Here is a 20,629-nt window from a genome sequence, read left to right as displayed (position 1 = left end):
ATTATGGAAGAAAATAACTATTCAGACGACGTTTACGGAAGAGCTCGAGTTCAAGACTCTCCCGAATTAATGGCGTACTACAAAGAATTAGAAACACTTGGTGCTGGTGCATTGTGGACAGTGGCCAATGACATAGAACCTTGGGAACCACGTTCTTCTTCTGTTCCTATGTTATGGAAATATGACGATTTACGTGATTTAGTGCTAAAATCATCCGAATTAGTAACGCCTGAACAAGCTGGAAGACGTGTTGTTTATTTGGTAAACGACAAACGAAAAGATGTTTCAGCAGCTGTGGGTTGGTTGTACACTGGAATTCAAGTTACACGTCCAGGCGAAAGTACTTCGGCACATCGTCATCGTGCTTCTGCCCTACGTTTTATTATGGAAGGTGAAAAAGGATATACAGTTGTGGATGGTAATAAAATTATGTTGGAAGTGAATGATTTTGTCATTACTCCTAATTCCACTTGGCACGAACATGGCGTGGAAGAAGGCGGAAAAACTTGTATTTGGCAAGATGGTTTGGATATTCCATTAGTTAATGCTTTGGAGGCCAATGATTATGCGGTTTATGATGGTAAACAACCATTAACAGCACCATTAAACTTCTCTCCTATGACATATGGTGGTGCAGGATTGATTCCAGCGGATAAAACTTGGGATAAACCCTATTCTCCGCTATTCAAATATTCTTGGAAAAACGCATATCCAGCGTTACTGGAAGCTCAAAAAGTGAATGAAGTCAATCCTTTTGATGGTATTTTTATGCAATATTCAAATCCGTTAACGGGTGGACACGTAATGCAAACTATGGGAGCTGCGATGCAATTATTACCTCCAGGTTTCAAAGGAAAAGCACACAAACACACAGGTTCTTTTGTCTACCAATGCGCCAAAGGAAAAGGCTACACCATCATCAACGGAAAACGTTTCGATTGGAAAGAGCGTGATATTTTCTGTGTTCCGAGTTGGGCATGGCACGAACATCACAATTTATCCGAAACCGAAGATGCTTGCTTATTTAATTTCAATGATTTACCAGTGATTGAGAAATTAGGATTATTTCAAGGAAGAGAATTAACAGAAAACAACGGACATCAATTGATATAGTACAGACAAGGCATTGCCTTGTCTCAACGTTTAAGCCTTTTAAAATAAATAAAAAATGAAACTACTTACTTACAAAACACAAGACACCGAGCCTCGTTTAGGCTTCATTCATAACAAACAAGTCATCGATATGCAAGATTTTGGAGATATTTCCAATTTTCCATTACCAAATGACATGTTGGAATTAATCGACATGGGATTTGAAATTATTCCAGAAATCACAGAAATGATTGCGGAAACTCCTGAAAATTTCTTCGAAGAAATCGCCTACGAAATGAACGAAGTAACAATTTTAGCTCCAATCGAAAAACCAAGAAAAAATATCATTGGAATTGGGTTGAATTATACTGAACACGTTGCAGAAAGTGCTCGTACGTTAGATACAACTGGAAAGCTTCCAACGAAGCCAATTATCTTTTCAAAACCACCAACAACTATTACGGCTACAAATACTGAAATCATCAAAAACACAAAGTTGACTTCGCAATTGGATTGGGAATGTGAATTAGCAGTAATTATCTCAAAGAAAGGGAAATACGTCCCAAAATCTGAAGCATTAGATTATGTATTTGGATATACGGTAATTAACGATATTTCGGCACGTGATTGCCGTCGTGAGGGACAATGGATTGTTTCTAAAGGACAAGATACTTTTGCTCCAATGGGACCAGTTATCGTTACAAAAGACGAAATCGAAAACCCACACAACTTGAATTTATCATTGAAAGTAAACGGTGTTGAAAAACAAAATTCAAATACCAAATTCATGCTTTTCAACATCAACGATTTGATTGAAGATTTGAGTACTGTTTTCACATTAGAACCCGGTGACATCATTGCTACAGGAACTCCAGCAGGTGTTGGTGCCGGTCGCGATCCACAAGAATGGATGTACGATGGTGATGTGGTGGAAGCTACTGTGGAAGGAATTGGCACAATAGTAAATACAATTAAAGAAATATAATTACAATGAACACGGATTAGAGAAATCTAAGAAATTTTTAAAATTATTTGAATTTTTTCAATCTGTGTTCCAAAAAGACACATTACAAATGAAATACAGAATAGGCCAAATAGTTCCATCCTCAAACATAACGATGGAAACCGAAATACCAGCAATCTTCCGCTCTCGTGAAACCATTTTACCTGAACGTTTTACGTTTCACAGCAGTAGAATGCGCATGAAAAAAGTAACCAAAGAAGAACTCGAAGCTATGGATGCGATGAGTTTAAAATGCGCTCAAGAATTATCCGATGCACATGTTGACGTAATGGGATATGCGTGCTTGGTTGCAATTATGAGCATGGGACGTGGTTATCATTGCGTTTCGGAAGTAAATTTACACCAAGAAACGGTGGCGAATGACTTCCCTACTCCTATTGTAACTTCGGCAGGAGCTTTGATTAATGGATTGAAAGTTTTAGGAGCAAAACAAATTTCGATTATTACACCTTACATGCGTCCATTAACTGACATGGTGGTAGATTATATTGAACATCAAGGCATAAAAGTAAAGCAAAGTATTGCTTTAGAAATTCCAGATAACTTAGAAGTTGCCGCTCAAAACCCCATGAATTTATTAGAAATTTACAAACAACTGGATTTAACCGATGTGGATGTTTTAGTAGCTTCAGCTTGTGTACAAATGCCATCTTTAGAAGCTATTGATTTGATTCAAGCGGAATGTGGAATTCCTGTGACTTCAGCAGCTGTTTGTACTACTTATGAAATGATGAAAAAATTGGGAATCGAAACTAAATCAGCTATTGGTGGTGAGTTGTTGAGTGGAAAGTATTAGAATACTTTAAAATAGTATAAATTAAAAAAGCTACAACTCATATGAATTGTAGCTTTTTTGTAGTAATCATTTCGAATCTTTAAATTTTAATCAAAACATCTAATCTTGATGTTACAAAAACTTTATTCGATAAATAAAACAAAAGATTAAAAGATTACCAATACATTCCTAAAATATTCCAACTTGTTCCATCACTAATTAATTGAACCCAACTAATGTTAGACAATGTAGTTGCAGAGATATCCGTTGTTCCAGAAGGTGTTGTGTAAAATCCGAAGAACAAATCACTTCCATCTGTTAATACATTGATTGATTGTGGTGTTGAAGTTGAAGTAGATGTAATATAAATCATTTTTCCTATTCCTACTGCACTTGCGCTTGGCAATGTAAATGTTACAACTGAGTTACTGCTATTTTTTACGATAAGATTATTAGTTGCGTCACCAGCAGTAATTGTGTAATCTGATGTTTTAGACATAAAACTGAATGCCATAGTTGCTGGAGAACCTGCTGGACCTTGTGGTCCTTGTGGACCTTGAGGACCCATTGGACCTGTTGCTCCGTCTAAACCATCGTTACCTGCTGGACCTTGAGGACCCATTGGACCTGTAGCTCCATCTAAACCATCATTTCCTGCTGGACCTTGTGGACCCATCGGACCTGTTGCTCCGTCTAAACCATCATTTCCTGCTGGACCTTGTGGACCCATCGGACCTGTAGCTCCATCTAATCCATTAATTCCATCAATACCGTTTAATCCTGCTGGACCTTGTGGACCCATCAGACCTGTTGCCCCGTCTAAACCATTATTTCCTGCTGGACCTTGAGGACCCATTGGACCTGTAGCTCCGTCTAAACCATTTATTCCATCAATACCGTTTAATCCTGCTGGACCTTGAGGACCCATCGGACCTGTTGCCCCGTCTAAACCATTATTTCCTGCTGGACCTTGAGGACCCATTGGACCTGTAGCTCCGTCTAATCCATCATTTCCTGCTGGACCTTGTGGCCCAATTGGACCTGTTGCTCCGTCTAAACCATCATTTCCTGCTGGACCTTGAGGACCCATTGGACCTGTAGCTCCGTCTAATCCATCATTTCCTGCTGGACCTTGTGGCCCCATTGGACCTGTTGCTCCGTCTAAACCATCATTTCCTGCTGGACCTTGAGGACCCATAGGACCTGTAGCTCCATCTAAACCATTAATTCCATCAACACCATTTAATCCTGCAGGACCTTGTGGACCCATTGGACCTGTAGCTCCGTCTAATCCGTCATTTCCTGCTGGACCTTGAGGACCCATAGGACCTGTAGCTCCGTCTAAACCATTTATTCCATCAATACCGTTTAATCCTGCTGGACCTTGAGGACCCATCAGACCTGTTGCCCCGTCTAAACCATTATTTCCTGCTGGACCTTGAGGACCCATTGGACCTGTAGCTCCGTCTAAACCATTTATTCCATCAATACCGTTTAATCCTGCTGGACCTTGAGGACCCATCGGACCTGTTGCCCCGTCTAAACCATTATTTCCTGCTGGACCTTGAGGACCCATTGGACCTGTAGCTCCGTCTAATCCATCATTTCCTGCTGGACCTTGAGGACCCATAGGACCTGTAGCTCCGTCTAAACCATTTATTCCATCAACACCGTTTAATCCTGCTGGACCTTGTGGACCCATTGGACCTGTTGCTCCGTCTAATCCATCATTTCCTGCTGGACCTTGAGGACCCATAGGACCTGTAGCTCCGTCTAAACCATTTATTCCATCAACACCGTTTAATCCTGCTGGACCTTGTGGACCCATTGGACCTGTTGCTCCGTCTAATCCATCATTTCCTGCTGGACCTTGAGGACCCATTGGACCTGTAGCTCCATCTAAACCATCATTTCCTGCTGGACCTTGTGGACCCATCGGACCTGTTGCTCCATCTAAACCATCATTACCTGCTGGACCTTGTGGTCCCATTGGACCTGTAGCTCCATCTAAACCATCATTTCCTGCTGGACCTTGTGGACCCATTGGACCTGCTATTGAGCTTCCTGAATTTAATGCATATAGCGCATAAGGAACACTCATTAATTGAGATACACCAACAATTGTATATGAATTACCGCCTGTAGGATCTGTTTCCGTTTTAATAAAATAAGGACCATTTGCCCAATTTATTGTATTATAAGTACCAATTGTTGGAGTTCCATTACCTATTTCTAATGTAATTAATCCGTTAATGTTTGAAATAGGAGTCTGTGTTTCTACATAAACTTCTGTACCAACGACAGAACCTTGTAAAACGCTAATTCTCATTCCAACGGCTTGATTAGTAATCAAATTGTTTGAAGAATTTCTTATTACCGCTTGGTAACTCATATAATTCTGACTCTGTGAAAATGCTGCTAGAGAAACAAATAACAGCAATACCAAATAGTATATTTTTTTCATAATTTATTAATTTAATTGGTTAGTTTTTTTATGATTTTAAAAGTTTTTACCTCTTTTCCTTTGTCTATAACTTTCAACAAATAAATTGCCTCTGGATATTTATCCATTTGAACTATTGTTAAATTATCATAGATTTTATTATTTTCTATCAATCTTCCATTGATATCAAACATTTGATATTGAAGAGATTCAAAACTGGATTCTTTTACTTTTAAGTAAATTTTATCTGTTGTTGGGTTAGGATAAACTGACAGTTCTAAACTAATATTAAAATTATCTGATCCCAATACAGTCTGAATTTCAAATGGTTGTTCTACACCTGGCGATAAATAAGCAGTACCTCCATTAACCGTTTTGTAAAATAGCTGCCCTACGGAATAGCTTACATTACCGTTAGCACCTGAGGAATTTCCTCCCGAGGATAAAATCGATTCTTGAGCAAATATTTGTGTTATAGCCAAACACGCTCCAATGAGTAATAATTTCTTCATATTGATTTGTTTTTGAGGTTTTTAACTTTTAATTTAAGTTTCTTAGAGTTAGTTATAAGAAGACAAAAAGTGTACTTAAACTCTTAAATATTATTTGTTAAAATTATCCAAAAACCATAAAGAAAGAATAAAATGATAGGCTAACTTAATAGTTGTCTATTAGACAAGTTTAAGTGTTGCCCTTTTATGAATAAGTGGATGAAAAAAACTGAAAGAGATTATATAATAGACGATAAATTGATCTAAAAAAGAGAAAAAAGAGAAGATTTGACTTAAATTTAGAAATTCAAACAAATAAATTTGCTTTTTTTATTTGAATTATTAAAGAAATATTTTTGCTATAATCAATTTGAAATCTATACTTTAATTTAACATATTTTTACATTTTTTACACAATGCTAATTTGGCATTATCAATAGTTTTTACGCTTTCCACAGCATCAGTCATAACACAAGTTTTGTCTGGACAGTGAGATAATCCTAAATTATGTCCGAATTCATGAACCGCTACTTTTTTAAAACGTGTAAAATGTATTTTTGAATTGGGATGTTGAATGCGAAATGTAGAAACAATACAACTATTTCCTGGGCAATACGCCAAACCCATAATTCCCCAATCGGCATATTTATAGGTTGGGGTTTTTATTTTTCCCCACTTGTCTTTTTTGGTTACAGAAATGTCTTTTGAAGTTAATCCCAGTACAAAATCTAAAGAATCTACTTTGTTCTTTTTCTGTAGATTAATCATTTTATCTGCACGATAGCGTGGTGATTTAACTTCTGTAAAAGCTTCTTTATATAATTCTTTGGAAGGAAGAACAACAGTTTTAATCTGATAAAAATCGGCAATTGTTTTAGCTATTGTATCTGTTTTAGCTTCTGGAAATATACCATAAGGCTGAATGCCAACTGTTAATTGTTTGGTTTCGTTGGATTGACAAGAAAATAAAAATAAGCTAACTAAAAGTAAAACTATTCGCATAAAACAAATTATTGCTTTAAAACGAAAAACCCTGAAATTTAGTATTTCAGGGTTTTAAATATGTATTGAAAATCAATTATTTTCTACTCATTAAAATTCTTAAAACATACCAGAACAATAACATAATCGAAGCAAACAATTGTAAAGATGCGCCAACATATTGATCGGTACTAAATTGGTCTTTAATTTGACTTGTTTGGTATAAAATACTAGCAGAAGCTAATACCACCATCCCAACAGAAAACCATAATCCTAAATTAAATCCGAAAATAGCTCCTACAACAATAACTCCTAAAGCTACAAAACCACCGATAGTGATTGCTGTTCTTAAGAATGAGAAATCAGTTTTTGTCATAAAAACTACTGCAGTTAACCCTGAAAACATGAATAATGTAATAATCGCAGCTTGCATAATCATTTCGCTACCAGAATATAAAACCGCCATAGCAATCATTGGTAAGAAAATAATGGCTTCAAGTAAAACATATAAACCTAAGCCTAAATATTGCTTGTCTCTATCAGGATGAAAAACCAAACGGTCTGATAAGGTAGAACCCAACCAAAATAATCCTAAAATAAACAACCATACGAATTTTCCACCCATCATCATTAAAATCCATTCCATTGGAACAATTCGTAATAAAATTGATTCTACTAGCATGAATGCTAAAATTGCATACGCAACATGACTATACGTCTTTTTAAAAAAGGTAGCTCTATCTGCATCAGTTGCATAAGAAACCACTACATTGTTTTCAGAGTTCATAAAATTTTGTTTAAAGTTTATCGAATGTACTATTTTCCTAGAAATAAAAAAACTTTAAATCTATTTTATATCTCAAAAAACGATTAAATACTTAAAAATCAATTCAATTAAAATTTAAAAATGTTGCACAATGTAAAAGTAAATCGGCATTCCAATAGTAATATTTACAGGAAACGTTATCGCTAATGCCATTGGTAAAAACAACCCTGGATTAGCTTTCGGAACTGTTATTTTCATTGCTGCTGGAACTGCGATATAAGATGCACTAGCCGCAAGTATAGAAAAGATAAATCGATTTGAAATATCGTCAGTAACAAAACCACTTAACCAAGCAAAAACACTACCGTTTACTAATGGAATCAGTAAAGCAAATGCAAACGGAAACCAGCCATGAGCGAAGAAAGATTTCAATTTTTTACCACTGGTAATTCCCATGTCTAATAAAAATATTGCTAAAAACCCTTTGAATAAATCATTTGTAAAAGGTTGAATTCCTTGCGCTTCTTTGGCACTAGTTAAATATCCGATGACCAAACTTCCTAAAATTAGCAATACACTCCCATTGGTGAAAGAATGACGAAGAATTTCAGTTTTATTAATCTTTTGCGTTTGCTCTTTATTAAAAATAGAAATCAATACCAACCCCACAATAATTGCAGGCGATTCCATTAGCGCCATTATAGCTACCATATATCCGTGTAACTCTAATTGATGCGATTCTAAATAGGAAACCGCCGTTACAAATGTTACTGCACTAATTGAACCATAAGCAGCAGCAATTGCACCAGCATCATACACATTTAACTTACGCTTTAGAATAAAGAATGTGTACAACGGAATCACAATTGCAATGGACATTCCGAATAACATTGACCAAATAATTTCACTGTTAATTATTTCATGCGATAATTCTTGTCCACCTTTAAATCCAATAGCAAAAAGTAAATACAGCGAAATAAATTTTGAAGAATTATTGGGTATTTCTAAATCGCTTTTTAAGTAAACAGCAATAATACCTAAGATAAAATACAGTAAAGCGGGGTTTGTTAAATTCTCTAATAATAAATTTAAATCCATTTTTTAATTTTTAATTGTTGTGTTATTTTTTTGAAGCGCGTTCTAATCTATCGTTGATAGAAATTCCTAAACCATATTCGGGCAAACGTTCGGCAATTATTAAATCTAAATTCATTTTATCCAATTGATGCATTGCATAGTATAATTTGGACGCTGCAAGTTTTAAATCACTTTCCTCCGACAGAACGATTTGATTGTTGACATCAAATTCAGGCAAATAGGAGTTAAAAAGAAGCAATCCAATCTTCTTTCCAAAATACCAATCCAATTCTTCTTGAACATTTCGGGTTAAAATAAAATCGGTTTTTGGTGCGTAATGTTTTAGCAACATACCGGGTGCGATTGGTTTTTTATCTTTTTTGTTTAATAGTGTCACACTTCCTGATACTTTTTCAATTTCTTCCAAGGCTAATGCTCCTAAGCGATACACTACTACTCTATTATTTTCAAATCCAATAATCGTAGATTCAATTCCTGCCGAACATTCGCCTCCATCCAAAACCATATTGATTTGATTTCCAAAGTAATTTTCAACATGTTCAGCGCTTGTTGGACTTATACTAGTAAAAGGATTTGCACTTGGAGCGACCAAAGGAAAATCTAAATGTTTTAAAAGTTCTAAAGCCACAGGATGATTCGGAACACGAACCGCAACTGTATTTTGATTCGCTGTGACTAAATTTGGAATTTGAGGTTGCTTTTTTAAGATGAATGTTAATGGCCCAGGCCAAAAAGCATTAGCTAATTCATAAGCCATTGGTGGAATCTCTTGCGCAACCTGTTCTAAATCTTCAATTCCCTTAATGTGAACGATTAAGGGATTAAAAGTAGGACGTTTTTTTACGTCAAATATTTTATGAATGGCTTCGATTTCAAATGCGTTTCCTGCCAATCCATAAACGGTTTCGGTTGGAAAACCTATGATTCCATTGTCGTTAAGATGCTGAACCGCTAAATTAATATCTGTACTTATCATATTTTATGGGTTACAAAAATCGCAATACATTGGGTCTTCGGTTTTCTTCCCATTTGGATATAAAACTTTAGACTCGTAATTACAATGTTGGCATTTATAAATATGCGCCGAAGTTGAACGTGTTGGCATAGAACAACTACTACATAACAAACCGGCTTCGGCACCAACCACGCCAAAGCCGGGATATAAGCATTCGGGACAAACCGAGTGCAACTTGTTAATTAACCTAAAACTAACATCATTTATAATCTTCATTCGGGTTGGATTGTACATAGCACGCATGTCCGTTTCTATGAAACACGAATTACTAGAAGCAATTATTTCATCAAATTTGGTTTCAACCGAATCATAATCGGTAATATTTTTATAAATTTTAGTCCAATTTTCAGCAGCATTTTTCAAAATAACACCATGCGAAGGAAATTGTACTTTGTCTAAAAAAGCTTTTAACTCATCTCGAGTATGAAGTTCCGAACTATCAAAATTGGTTTCCATACTTAAGACGCGTTCTACAATTTCGAGATTATGTTTTTTATCTACCAGCATGATTAATTCGTCATTAGCAGGTGCAAAAAACACGGTGGGATGATTCCCAAACGAACCTTCTGTTGCTACTGCTAAATCAAATCCTTCTAATTGTATAGCTTCCCAACATTTTTTTCTGAGCGTTGTTAGAGCATCATCTTTTCGAGCAATTTCTCCCGAGAATGTACCTAAACTATCAGTATCAAAGTCTTTCGCCACAAAACAAGTGACTCCAAGAGCTTCTTCAAGTAAAGGAGCAATAACTGTTTCTTTTTCATGTTTTGTTACAATGAGCAAACGACGTCCAGAAAAAAAATCAGGTTTAGTCTTCATACTCAATTTCGATAAACGATTTTATTTTTAATTTTTTATTGTGAGCTTTAGCTTCTTCTAGAATTTCTGAAATATGAGCTACACTTTCTCTTAATTGATCAATTCGACAAAGTGCTTTTTCATCATCTTCTCCATAACGAATCTGAGAACTAAAATTTTGTATCTTATTGAAATTGATGTTTTTATTACACATATCCAATAAGATTTCACGCGCTTCAAACGAATTAAATTCGCCATTAATCAAATTAATTTTCTTCAGGGTTTCCATAAGTAATGTCTGTTAAATTATGTATTAAACGAATTATTGTAAGCATCCCAAGTATTGCTAGCCCGCCATATAGTTCTTGTATAATAATATCAGAGGAAGCTATCATTTTTAAGATTAATAGTGCTTCAATTATTATACAGAGTATTAAAACTAATTGTATGGTTATTTTTTTCATTGTTAGGATTTTTATATCATGATTTGGTTTCTTGTGCAAATTTTAGAATTATAATTCATATATTTTTATTTATATTTGCTATACATTATATAAATTATTTTTATGAACTACACCTTAAACCAGTTACGTATATTCTTAAAAGTAGTACAAAATCAGAGTGTTACTAAGGCATCCGAAGAATTACATTTGACACAACCTGCGGTGTCTATTCAATTAAAAAATTTTCAAGATCAATTTGAAATTCCTCTAACAGAAGTTGTGGGAAGAAAGATTTATGTAACTGATTTTGGTAAAGAAATTGCCGAAGCAGCCGAACAAATCTTACAACAAGTGAGCACTATTGATTATAAAACATTGGCTTATAAAGGACAGCTTTTTGGAAAAATTAAAATTTCAGTCGTTTCTACTGGAAAATATGTGATGCCTTACTTTTTGGCTGATTTTTTAAAAATGCATCCCGGAGTAGAATTAGAAATGGATGTAACCAATAAAAATAAAGTAGTAAAGAGTTTGCAAAACAATGAAGTAGATTTTGCTTTGGTTTCCATTCTACCTGAAAAAATGAAAGTAGAAAAAATTGATTTAATGCAAAACAAATTGTTCTTAGTGGGTAATATGGAAGAAGATTTTAGTAAGAAAAAGAAAATCGAAGATATTTTAGAAAACCGTCCGTTATTATTCAGAGAAAGTGGTTCTGGAACACGCCAAACCATGGAGCGTTTCATTGTACATCAAGATTTAAAGATTAATAAACGTATGGAATTAACCTCTAACGAAGCCATAAAACAAGCCATTTTAGCTGGCTTAGGATATTCAATTATGCCTTTAATTGGAATTCGTAAAGAAATACAAAACAAGGACTTACAAATTATCCCTTTAAAAGGATTACCTATTAAAACCAATTGGAGTTTAATTTGGGTAAAAGGCAAAAACCATAACCCTGCTGCCCTTGCCTATTTAGATTATTTAAAAAAGGAAAAAGAAGCGATTATCCATTCCAAGTTTAGTTGGTATGAGACGATGTAGCTTCTTTTTTATTTTCAATTCAATTGACTCAACACCATTGCAATTTTTATAAACATAATAACAACTTTCAAAACTGTCATTATTAAATCATTATTGTTTTCTTCTTTCATTTCTCTTAGTTTTTAAAAACCTCGAAAAATGAATTCCGAGGTTTTAATTATTTAACGAAAATGTCTTTCAATTGACTGATTACGTTACCACTTCCTGAAATGGTGATTTCACCAATTCGATCAGCAATTTTTTCCACGTATTCCATCTCTTTCAACTTCCACAACATTTCGTTTTCCTCCATTAATTTAGCGGTGTTTAACATGCTTCGCATTGCAGCCGTTTCTTCCCGTCTCATAATACTGTTGGCTTGTGCTTTTTTCTCTGCTACCAATACCTGATTCATGATTTCTTTCATATCACCTGGCAAAATAACATCTCTTATTCCAGCATCGGCAACACTTAAACCTAAGGCGTTGATTTTCTCCAACATATTTTCTAAAATTTCTTTTGAAATCGTGTCTTTTTTGTTCAACAACTCGTCTAAAGTGTAGCTACCAACTAAAGCTCGTAAAGCCAATTGCATCAACACATACAACTGTTTGTCGTATTCTTTGTTGTTTACCAAAGCTTTAACTGCATCAATTACTTGGTAACGGACAAAGAAGTTAATTCGCAAAGTTGCTTTGTCTTTTGTCAATAATTCTTGACCTGCAATTTCCATTTGTTGCTGACGAATATCTACGTTTTTAACTTCAATTGGAATGGCGTTATTCCAGAAATAGTAATTTCCAGCAGCCAATTCTTTAACAAAAGCGCCATTCACAAACAACAAACCTTTTTCAAAGTTCAACACTTGAAACTTTCTAGTGTATGGTTTTAATTTAAAATTTTCCAATAAAGACATTGAAATTTCTTCAGTAATTTCCACTTTAGATAAATCAATTTTCACAAATTGAAATTCATAAACTCCTTTCCAAAAAGCATATTTTCCAGTAGTTAAAACATCTTTGAAAATTCCGTTTTGGATTTGAATTACCAATTCGTTATCCATAACATCTACAACTTCTAACATGGAAGCTAATTTTTCATGTTTCAACAAAGAGTTTAATTCAAATCTCGATTGAAAAGGTTGATTCATTTCAAAAATTAAAACTTCTTTATTTCCTAAAATCCAATATTTTCCTTTTGTTAATACATCGATTAACATTCTGTTTTCTAATACCAAACCTACTTGGTATGCCTGAATTGTAATTCTGTCGATCATAATTTATTTATAGTTATCATTAAACATTCATTTAAAAAGAAAACCTTCAGTCCTTCGTCCAAAGTTCAAAACGGAAAAAAGTTAGTAATCAAAAGCATTCTAATGGGTTTCTATTCTATTTTGAAGTTAGCCGTAGCGAACAACAAGCAAATACAAAAGCAAAAGAACGGTTAGGAATACGAAGCCTTTTTCAGGTCTTTTCCTAAGTGTTTCTTTACGAACGAGTCGAGTCAAAACTGACCAAGTCCGAAGATTTTCTTATGGTGCATTCTTTTAAAGAGCTATGCTACTCTGTCAAACAGATTTTGAGTCTGTTGGTAACAACCACTGTCAAACACATACCTAAAATGTGTGTAGGATTCGAACCTACGATTAATCTATTGTTCTAACCAGACTGAACTAACATACCCGAAGTATGTACGGGAATCGAACCCGTGACCCATAGAGTGAGATGATTTTTTGGAAAACCACCAAAACCTCCAAGCCAAGTTGAACAGTACAACATCATCCGCAATTGCGAAACGAATACTGCAATAGTGCCATACAGAAACACCCAACAAGACTTGCTTGATATTTTTAAACTCCATATTGTCATTTCGACGTAAGGAAAAACTTCAGTTCAGCGTAGCTAAATCACATTATATTTATGAACTTCTTTATTGCTGAACAAAGATTCAAAACCTACTGCGCAATTATTCTGCGTAGTAAAAAAACTTGTGGAACAGATTTGAATCGAACAAATACCTTTAGTTCTTCAGACTAACGTGCAACACCATGTACACCACTGTTCCAATAGTACAGGAAGAGAGAATCGAACTCTCAAAATTCAGATTCTAAATCTGACGCGTCTACCAGTTTCGCCATTCCTGCTAAGTTAATTTGTCAGGACTCGAACCTGAACAGAGAGAATCAAAATCTCTTATGCTAACCAATTACATCACAAATTAATTTTGTGAAAGTAGTAGGATTCGAACCTACTCAGCATGAAGCACTTGTTTTACAGACAAGCTCAACTCTCCTACTTTGACGTACTTCCATTTTGTCTGGGAAACAGGACTCGAACCTGTAACCTCCTGCATCCAAAGCAGGTAAACAACCAATCGTTATCTTCCCAGATGTAACTAATCAAAAGATTAGTTTATTGCGGCTTATACGGGAATCGAACCCGTTTCTCCCGAGAGACAGTCGGGAAGGTTAGCCAGTAACCCTAATAAGCCTTGTTCCTTTCTAAAGAACTCGTGTGATTTTGGAAGGACTCGAACCTTCAACCCTTTGCTTCGTAGGCAAATGCTCTTTCCAATTGAGCTACAAAATCGGTCGCGATTCTGGTAAGATTCGAACTTACAACCTTTGAGTTAACAGCTCACTGCTCTACCCTTGAGCTACAGAATCAATATTTTTTGGGCATAAAAAAAGCACCTCATAAAAGGTGCTTCATATCATAACAATGGAATACTACTATCCCAAATGCCTATTAGTTTGCACCTGTTTATTCATACATCCGAAATCATATTTCGGAGCTACGTTACGTGAAGGATTAAAACAATCAATCATGCTTATTGTATTTAGTTTTTGAATGTTATATCGTGTTCTCATAATTATTATATTTTTTAAATATCTGATTTCTGCCAACTGACCACTGTGACTGTCAACTGATTTCTGGGGCAAAGATAAAGTCAAAAAAAAGTAACTTCCAAATCTTTTTTAAAATTATTTTATTGACAATCAATTAGTTATATTAAATTTTAGACAATAAAAATCCTGTCCGTTTTCCAACAGATACCTCGAATTTTTCAAATGACTGTCTCTCATTTGGTTACGCATTCACTCTTATTTTTTACTATTTCGTTTTATCATGAAACATTTTTTTACTTTTTTTTCTATTTCTGTCATGCTGAACTCGATTTCAGCATCAAAAATCCTTTCTACAATCATTTTTAAACAAAAAAAACGCCCTTTTTTCAAAGGACGTTTCGTATATTTTGGTGTAATTTTACTAAAAACAATAATTATTCTTCATAAAAACACATACAACGTCCATTAATTTCCATAGGGAAATCTATCGCTGAGCGATATAAATTTAGACTAATATGTTGCTTTTGTGTTTTCATTTCGAGGGCAAATATACTAGAATTAAAGTACTTTTATATAATATATCGCTACTTTTTCAACATCATCATATAACTTGAATACAACATAATACCAATTCAGTTCTGGCGTATCAACTAAAAAGACATCTCCTTTTTTATGTTTTTTTAAGGCTTCTCTAAATGTTGGTTCAACATTTACATCATCAATCCAACCAAAGTTTCCTCCGGGTTTACTATTATGATCCATAGTGTATTTAGCAACTAATTCATCAGATGAGACACCTTTATCATATAAATCCAAAATTTCTTTACGTTTTAAATCAATTTCTTTTTTTGAAAGGGTTTTGCCATAAAAGAAAATATAATTTACCTTCATCGCAACAATAGGTTTGACTTCTAAAACTTTTATGTTTTCAGTTTTACTCTTTTCACTTAATTGATTTTTATAATAATTTAAACTGTCCTTTGTTGTTGCGATATAATCTATAATTGTAAATCTATCAGTATTTATTTCTTTGTATTTTTCTGCATCTTCAATTGAATTAATTGCAGTTAAATCAATCTTTTGAGCAGTTAAATTTGAAAAAGTAATTAGTAATAATAATGTAAAAAGTTGTTTCATTTTGAATAATTTAACGATATAATTCCTCTCTCATTTCCACTAAAACACCAAGCAGTTTTTCACTATCAGGAACTTCTGGTAAATCTGACACTGTATACAAATTTTCTATCGAAGCAATCAAATCATCTGCTTTTTGTAATAACGCATCGTATTCCATTTCGCCTGCTTTTATGGCTAACAATTCGTCGCGATTGGAAACGCGAATATTCAATGTTCCAGTGGCTAAAATTTGTTCAGCCGATTGTAGCAAACGTATCGTATGCATCATGTTTTTACTGTCGTAATTTTTGCCGTGTTGTTGATTGGTATTGTAGCGCTCTTCATTGCGTTTTTCTATCCAATCCCAATACTCGGCATATTCTTTACAATATTTGGAATAGCCTTCTAAATTGCACGACAAATACCCAATAGGTTCAGCTCCTTTTGGAATGGAAGAAACCGAAACTTCGTTAGACAATTCATTTTTGATGATGCCACGATACCCTAAGGTTGTATCAGAATCATAAAACACCGCATAAATTCCTTTGGCATTGGGAACATTGATTAACCCACATTGTTCCTGAAAAAGGTTTTGTTCCATTAACCATTTAGATAACGGAACCGAATCATAACCGTTTAAAATTGCACAAAAATCTAATAAACTCTTGCGCTCTTTGGGTAATGGATTAACGATTTTCTTATTTAAACCACGGGCTTTTTTAATTTGTGTCATGGCATAACCAGCAAAACTATCTTTGCACAGTTTTGACAAGAAATCTTGCAATTGCAAACGCTCCATTAACGGATGTTTGTACAAAATACAATCTGCTGGCGAAGCTAATATTTCTAAAATATTAGGATTGTTTTTTAACAACAACTCCACAAAACGACCCAACTCATAATACACTTCATCATTGGTTTCGTTACTGATTTGCGGCATATAATGCAACCCGTAAAACTGGGCTTTAGGCAAATAATAAACGCCTTTTATATCCGTATCAGAAGTAGGTGTGCTTAACCCAAACGACTTACTCCCCGAAATGACTTCGAAAAGGATTAGGTTGTGGGATTTAAGGTCTTGGATGGTCATTTTGATAAATTAATCTATTTTTATCATTACATTATAATGTTCTTCGCCTATTTCTTTAAAAATTAATTCAAATGCTTCAAATAAGTTTTGAGGAACTTCATTTACTAATCTTTGAAAAAATATATCATCTAAAGGAGATACTTTATGACTACCTTCATTGATTTCTGATATTAATGCACTACATATATAATATTTTGGGTTGTCTAAAGAAATATTAATCAAACAATCCCAAGTACTATTACCGCTTCCTAAATTTGTGAAATTTATATAACTTTCTAGAATTCTTCTCATTATGTTACATATTGCAATATTTAAGTTAGTATCATTTGTTCCCTTGAAATTGTTTAGAGTCTTCCAAAGCAAACTATAATCATTTAAAATATTATTTTTATTTCCATGACATTTAATTTCACTAACATTTTTGATTTTAGATACATGATAAAAATTTTTATCCTCACAAATAGGGCGATGATTTAACGAAACTTCTTTATAAAAATAAATATTATGAGAAAGAATAAAAACTTGTTCGATATTATTATTTCTAAGCTCTAGATTATTCGGTTTTTTACCTTTCTTTGCTATCAATTGATGGATCAAAGTTGTAACGATGAATAAGATTTGACTATCCAAACTAGAAACAGGATCATCAATTACTATAATTTTCTTTTTTGAACTCTTTAACACATTGTCTGTTCCTAAGCATAATTGAAAAAAATATAAAAAAGCAATGAAATTTTTTTCACCTTCGCTCAGTGATTTGAATACATTTTCATTATTTTGAGAATCAATTCTTCTCAAAAAATATTGAGAAATATTATTAACTTTTTCTTTTTCATCTATCACAAAACCTTCAAAACCACTATTTCTTAAAATAGTATTTATATTTTTAACAGCTTCTTGGGTTGTTATTGTTTCTTCTTTCCAAATTTCAATTTTCTCTCTCGAATCACTTATTTTATCATTTAAATATTCTTCTATCTGTAATTCAAAAAAGTAATCAATCGCAAACTCATTACTAATTAATAAAGTTAACTCTATTTGTGGTTTGCAATTATATGCAAGATAATTCCAAATATCCTCTAGGAATATTTCTTTATTCTTTTCAATATTACTAAAATCTTCATTATGATTCTTTATTTCAAATATTATTTTTGAAATATTATTTTTGAAATTATAAATTGAAAATATCTCCTTTTTTTCATTTGAGAATTTAATTTTCTGGTCAATGATTCTTATATTTTTTTCAAATAATAACTTTAAATCTTCAAATAAATCAGAGGCAATGTTTTTTGAATTAAATTCTTTAGTAAGATTTTTAATTTCTAATAATAAATCATTAAATGCTAATTCGTAATCTGCTTTAAGAGTTAATATTTGAGAAATTTTAGCCTTATAATTTTCATCAAAATATTTTTCAAACTTATTGAGTAAATTTTCATTTATACTCTCGTTTTGGCAAAATGGACACTTTGTGTTAGATAAATCCATTTTTAAAATATTTAATCCACCTTCAACCCAATTACTTATCCCTAAATCATTTATCATTTTAGCAATATCTACATCATCATTACCAATGATTATTTCATTTAAAATTGAACTTAACTTCAATTCAATCTTTCTAATTTTTTTATATATATTAGGAGAAATATTTGATTTGATTTCAAAGTGATCAATTTCATAAAGTTTGTTATAATTATTTAATAAATTTTCAAAAGTAATTTCAGTTAAATCTGGATTGTTATTAATAATAGAAATAATTTTATCATAGTTATTTTGTGTCTGCTTAAAAGGAAATTTATCTCTTATTTTTATAAAAGAATTCAAGGTTTTCTTTCTTTCTTCAAAACAAAAACTTTTAGAATCTTCTATATATTCTCTGTTATCTAAATAAATTTTATTTTTTCTATCTTTTAATATGTTATTTAAGTAGTTCTCATTTTGCTTTAACTTTAAATTCTCATTCTCAATTAATTCATCAATTTCTCTATTAGCTTGATTTAATGAAAAAATTCCGTTTTGGAGGTTTTTATTAATAAAGTTTCTTTGTATAAATTTTTCATCAAACACTAATATTTCTTGATTATGATTATCATATCCTATTTGAGAACAATTCTTAAATTGAATTGATATTTTTTCTTCATTTAAACTCAAATCATACAGGAATTTTGCAATTGTAGATTTGCCTGCACCATTATTTCCAAAGAAAAAATTAACTTTTTTTAAATCATCAATCTTAACTTCATTAGTATATGTTGCAACTTTATCAAGTTTAATACTAGTAATCATAAATTAATTATTATTTTATCAATTCTCTAAACACTCCATCCAATTCCTCACTCATCTTCTTCCCACTTCTCAAACTCGCAGCATTTTCCATATTAAATTGTACCGTTTCCTTCAAAAAATCGGTAATCAAAACTTCTTTTGGGTGCAAGTAGCTTTCGTCTTGGTTGGCTTTTATTTGCATTAATTCCTTTATTTTTTCTTGAATGTTTTGTGGTGCAATAGGCAATAATTCTCTAAAAGCTACTGGTGGAAAGGTGTTGTGTTCAATAATCCATTTTCCAGCTAATGCCGTGCGTAGGGCATAAAAATAGCTTTTCAATTTTACCTCTTCTTGCTCACAAACGTCCATAAAATTCTTTGTCGTTCCCAAATAATGATGCAAACAAGCCACTGGCGAAAAACAGTCTTTTGCTAATGCTCGCATTTGGTTCATAAACGCCTCATTTTCATAATACACCACTGGCGAATAAATCCACTCCAACAAAGGTGCGTTACTTTTTGCTAATAATTTTACGGTTTTCCGTAAATCCCAACCGCTGCCGTCTAAATCGTCTTCGGTCATGAACTCAATCACATCGGTTTGTTCCCACAACGACAAATAGTAATCCAAATCGTGCTTGTAGATAAAGCGTATGTCATAATCGCTATCTGGCGACGAAAATCCCCAAGCTCTACTCCCCGATTCTACTGCATACAAGATTTCAACTCCTTTTTCGAGTTCAATTTGTTTGAGTTTATTTTGTATTTTATCGTTCATAATTAGGTACTTATCAAATGTAATAAAAAAATCGTTTTATCTTTAGTTTTTGTAAGAATTTTATCGAATTAAAAATCCCCATAAAAAACTTGAAAACAAGGTAATCCTAGTTCTTTTCGCCACATATCTACTACTTGGTTGCGGTCGTCTAACACAAATTCTATGAAATAGTTGTCTTTTATTTGTTCGTTATAAATCTCGGTTTTAATGATAGCATCTTTTCTAAAGTCTTTGGTTTTTCGCATGATGAGTGCATCAAAAGCAATAGCGTGCTTTTCCAAAAACAACAAGGTTTGTGGTTTAAACTGCTCTTCTCTTCCCGAAACCAAAAGGATTTGATAGCCTAATTTTTTATAGTTTCGCAACAGATTTCCAACAGGCTCATTTAATGTGTCATGTTCACAGCGTGCGGCATCAAAAGGATTTCGTCCATTCATCAATGCTAAAGTTCCATCCAAATCACAGATAATCGCTTTTGGTAAATCAGGATTTTGAAGGGTGTATTTTGGTTCGTCTTTTAGGATTCGTTTTTTCATGATATATTTCTTTGATACAAATATAGTTTTATCACTACGCA

19 protein-coding genes and 8 tRNA genes are annotated in these 20,629 nt (G+C 33.3%); 4 read left to right on the top strand and 23 right to left on the bottom strand.

Annotated elements, in window-relative coordinates; all coding sequences use genetic code 11:
* Positions 1-3: 3 nt before the first annotated feature.
* From B0I03_RS02420 to B0I03_RS02410, 3 genes are all read left to right on the top strand, one after another.
* Positions 4-1,113 carry a cupin domain-containing protein gene (locus B0I03_RS02420; RefSeq protein ID WP_111565869.1) on the top strand — a complete coding sequence of 370 codons (1,110 nt, stop codon included), beginning with the start codon at positions 4-6 and terminating at the stop codon, positions 1,111-1,113.
* Between the two features lie 55 nt (positions 1,114-1,168).
* On the top strand, positions 1,169-2,077 hold the full coding sequence (locus tag B0I03_RS02415; protein ID WP_111565868.1) for a fumarylacetoacetate hydrolase family protein: 909 nt from the start codon (positions 1,169-1,171) through the stop codon (positions 2,075-2,077).
* A gap of 88 nt (positions 2,078-2,165) precedes the next feature.
* Positions 2,166-2,912: a maleate cis-trans isomerase family protein gene (locus tag B0I03_RS02410; protein WP_317048034.1), complete on the top strand. Its 747-nt coding sequence runs from the start codon at positions 2,166-2,168 to the stop codon at positions 2,910-2,912.
* A gap of 154 nt (positions 2,913-3,066) precedes the next feature.
* On the opposite strand, the gene B0I03_RS02405 is transcribed toward B0I03_RS02410, so the two are convergent.
* From B0I03_RS02405 to B0I03_RS02365, 9 genes are all read right to left on the bottom strand, one after another.
* On the bottom strand, positions 3,067-5,355 hold the full coding sequence (locus B0I03_RS02405; protein ID WP_111565867.1) for a collagen-like domain-containing protein: 2,289 nt from the start codon (positions 5,353-5,355) through the stop codon (positions 3,067-3,069).
* Between the two features lie 11 nt (positions 5,356-5,366).
* Positions 5,367-5,846, bottom strand: a complete 480-nt coding sequence (locus tag B0I03_RS02400) for a T9SS type A sorting domain-containing protein (RefSeq protein WP_111565866.1) — start codon at positions 5,844-5,846, stop codon at positions 5,367-5,369.
* A gap of 363 nt (positions 5,847-6,209) precedes the next feature.
* Positions 6,210-6,827 carry a matrixin family metalloprotease gene (locus B0I03_RS02395; protein ID WP_111565865.1) on the bottom strand — a complete coding sequence of 206 codons (618 nt, stop codon included), beginning with the start codon at positions 6,825-6,827 and terminating at the stop codon, positions 6,210-6,212.
* Positions 6,828-6,903: 76 nt separating this feature from the next.
* Complete coding sequence (locus B0I03_RS02390) at positions 6,904-7,593, bottom strand: Bax inhibitor-1/YccA family protein (RefSeq protein ID WP_111565864.1); 690 nt, start codon at positions 7,591-7,593, stop codon at positions 6,904-6,906.
* 114 nt (positions 7,594-7,707) lie between these two features.
* On the bottom strand, positions 7,708-8,670 hold the full coding sequence (locus B0I03_RS02385; RefSeq protein WP_111565863.1) for a sodium-dependent bicarbonate transport family permease: 963 nt from the start codon (positions 8,668-8,670) through the stop codon (positions 7,708-7,710).
* A 22-nt stretch (positions 8,671-8,692) separates the two neighbouring features.
* Positions 8,693-9,646 (bottom strand): L-threonylcarbamoyladenylate synthase, encoded by a 954-nt coding sequence (locus B0I03_RS02380; protein ID WP_111565862.1) that lies wholly within the window; start codon positions 9,644-9,646, stop codon positions 8,693-8,695.
* Positions 9,647-9,649: 3 nt separating this feature from the next.
* The gene (locus B0I03_RS02375) at positions 9,650-10,504 is read right to left on the bottom strand and encodes a DUF6671 family protein (RefSeq protein ID WP_111565861.1); all 855 of its coding nucleotides are present in this window, start codon (positions 10,502-10,504) and stop codon (positions 9,650-9,652) included.
* Entirely contained in the window at positions 10,494-10,772 is a 279-nt protein-coding gene (locus B0I03_RS02370) for a hypothetical protein (protein ID WP_111565860.1), read from the bottom strand. The genes B0I03_RS02375 and B0I03_RS02370 overlap by 11 nt, the downstream gene beginning before the upstream one ends.
* The gene (locus B0I03_RS02365; RefSeq protein WP_111565859.1) at positions 10,750-10,947 is read right to left on the bottom strand and encodes a hypothetical protein; all 198 of its coding nucleotides are present in this window, start codon (positions 10,945-10,947) and stop codon (positions 10,750-10,752) included. The genes B0I03_RS02370 and B0I03_RS02365 overlap by 23 nt, the downstream gene beginning before the upstream one ends.
* Positions 10,948-11,049: 102 nt before the next feature.
* On the opposite strand from B0I03_RS02365, the gene B0I03_RS02360 reads away from it, so the two are divergent.
* On the top strand, positions 11,050-11,973 hold the full coding sequence (locus B0I03_RS02360; protein WP_111565858.1) for a LysR family transcriptional regulator: 924 nt from the start codon (positions 11,050-11,052) through the stop codon (positions 11,971-11,973).
* Between the two features lie 157 nt (positions 11,974-12,130).
* Here B0I03_RS02360 and B0I03_RS02355 read toward each other — a convergent pair whose 3' ends face one another.
* The 14 genes from B0I03_RS02355 to B0I03_RS02305 form a co-directional block, all read right to left on the bottom strand.
* Complete coding sequence (locus tag B0I03_RS02355) at positions 12,131-13,228, bottom strand: slipin family protein (RefSeq protein WP_111565857.1); 1,098 nt, start codon at positions 13,226-13,228, stop codon at positions 12,131-12,133.
* Between the two features lie 345 nt (positions 13,229-13,573).
* A tRNA-OTHER gene (locus B0I03_RS13200) sits at positions 13,574-13,637 on the bottom strand.
* A 308-nt stretch (positions 13,638-13,945) separates the two neighbouring features.
* Positions 13,946-14,019: transfer RNA gene (locus B0I03_RS13195), tRNA-Phe, on the bottom strand.
* 5 nt (positions 14,020-14,024) lie between these two features.
* Positions 14,025-14,098 (bottom strand) — tRNA-Leu (locus B0I03_RS02345).
* Positions 14,099-14,181: 83 nt separating this feature from the next.
* Positions 14,182-14,264, bottom strand: a tRNA-Tyr gene (locus B0I03_RS13190).
* A 6-nt stretch (positions 14,265-14,270) separates the two neighbouring features.
* Positions 14,271-14,343: transfer RNA gene (locus B0I03_RS02340), tRNA-Pro, on the bottom strand.
* A gap of 29 nt (positions 14,344-14,372) precedes the next feature.
* Positions 14,373-14,445, bottom strand: a tRNA-Asp gene (locus B0I03_RS13185).
* Positions 14,446-14,469: 24 nt separating this feature from the next.
* A tRNA-Arg gene (locus B0I03_RS02335) sits at positions 14,470-14,543 on the bottom strand.
* Positions 14,544-14,548: 5 nt separating this feature from the next.
* Positions 14,549-14,620, bottom strand: a tRNA-Asn gene (locus B0I03_RS02330).
* Between the two features lie 741 nt (positions 14,621-15,361).
* On the bottom strand, positions 15,362-15,940 hold the full coding sequence (locus B0I03_RS02325; protein WP_111565855.1) for a peptidylprolyl isomerase: 579 nt from the start codon (positions 15,938-15,940) through the stop codon (positions 15,362-15,364).
* A 10-nt stretch (positions 15,941-15,950) separates the two neighbouring features.
* A complete protein-coding gene (locus B0I03_RS02320) occupies positions 15,951-17,009 on the bottom strand; it encodes a DNA polymerase beta superfamily protein (protein WP_111565854.1) in 1,059 nt (352 codons plus the stop codon).
* A 9-nt stretch (positions 17,010-17,018) separates the two neighbouring features.
* Complete coding sequence (locus B0I03_RS02315) at positions 17,019-19,295, bottom strand: AAA family ATPase (RefSeq protein WP_111565853.1); 2,277 nt, start codon at positions 19,293-19,295, stop codon at positions 17,019-17,021.
* 10 nt (positions 19,296-19,305) lie between these two features.
* A complete protein-coding gene (locus B0I03_RS02310; protein ID WP_111565852.1) occupies positions 19,306-20,052 on the bottom strand; it encodes a nucleotidyltransferase domain-containing protein in 747 nt (248 codons plus the stop codon).
* A gap of 68 nt (positions 20,053-20,120) precedes the next feature.
* Positions 20,121-20,588, bottom strand: a complete 468-nt coding sequence (locus tag B0I03_RS02305) for a phosphatase domain-containing protein (protein ID WP_181452323.1) — start codon at positions 20,586-20,588, stop codon at positions 20,121-20,123.
* Between the last annotated feature and the right edge of the window lie 41 nt (positions 20,589-20,629).

It is taken from the genome of Flavobacterium aquaticum, assembly GCF_003259835.1.
Classification (GTDB): Bacteria; Bacteroidota; Bacteroidia; order Flavobacteriales; family Flavobacteriaceae; genus Flavobacterium; species Flavobacterium aquaticum.
This window is presented reverse-complemented; position numbering and strand designations above follow the sequence as displayed.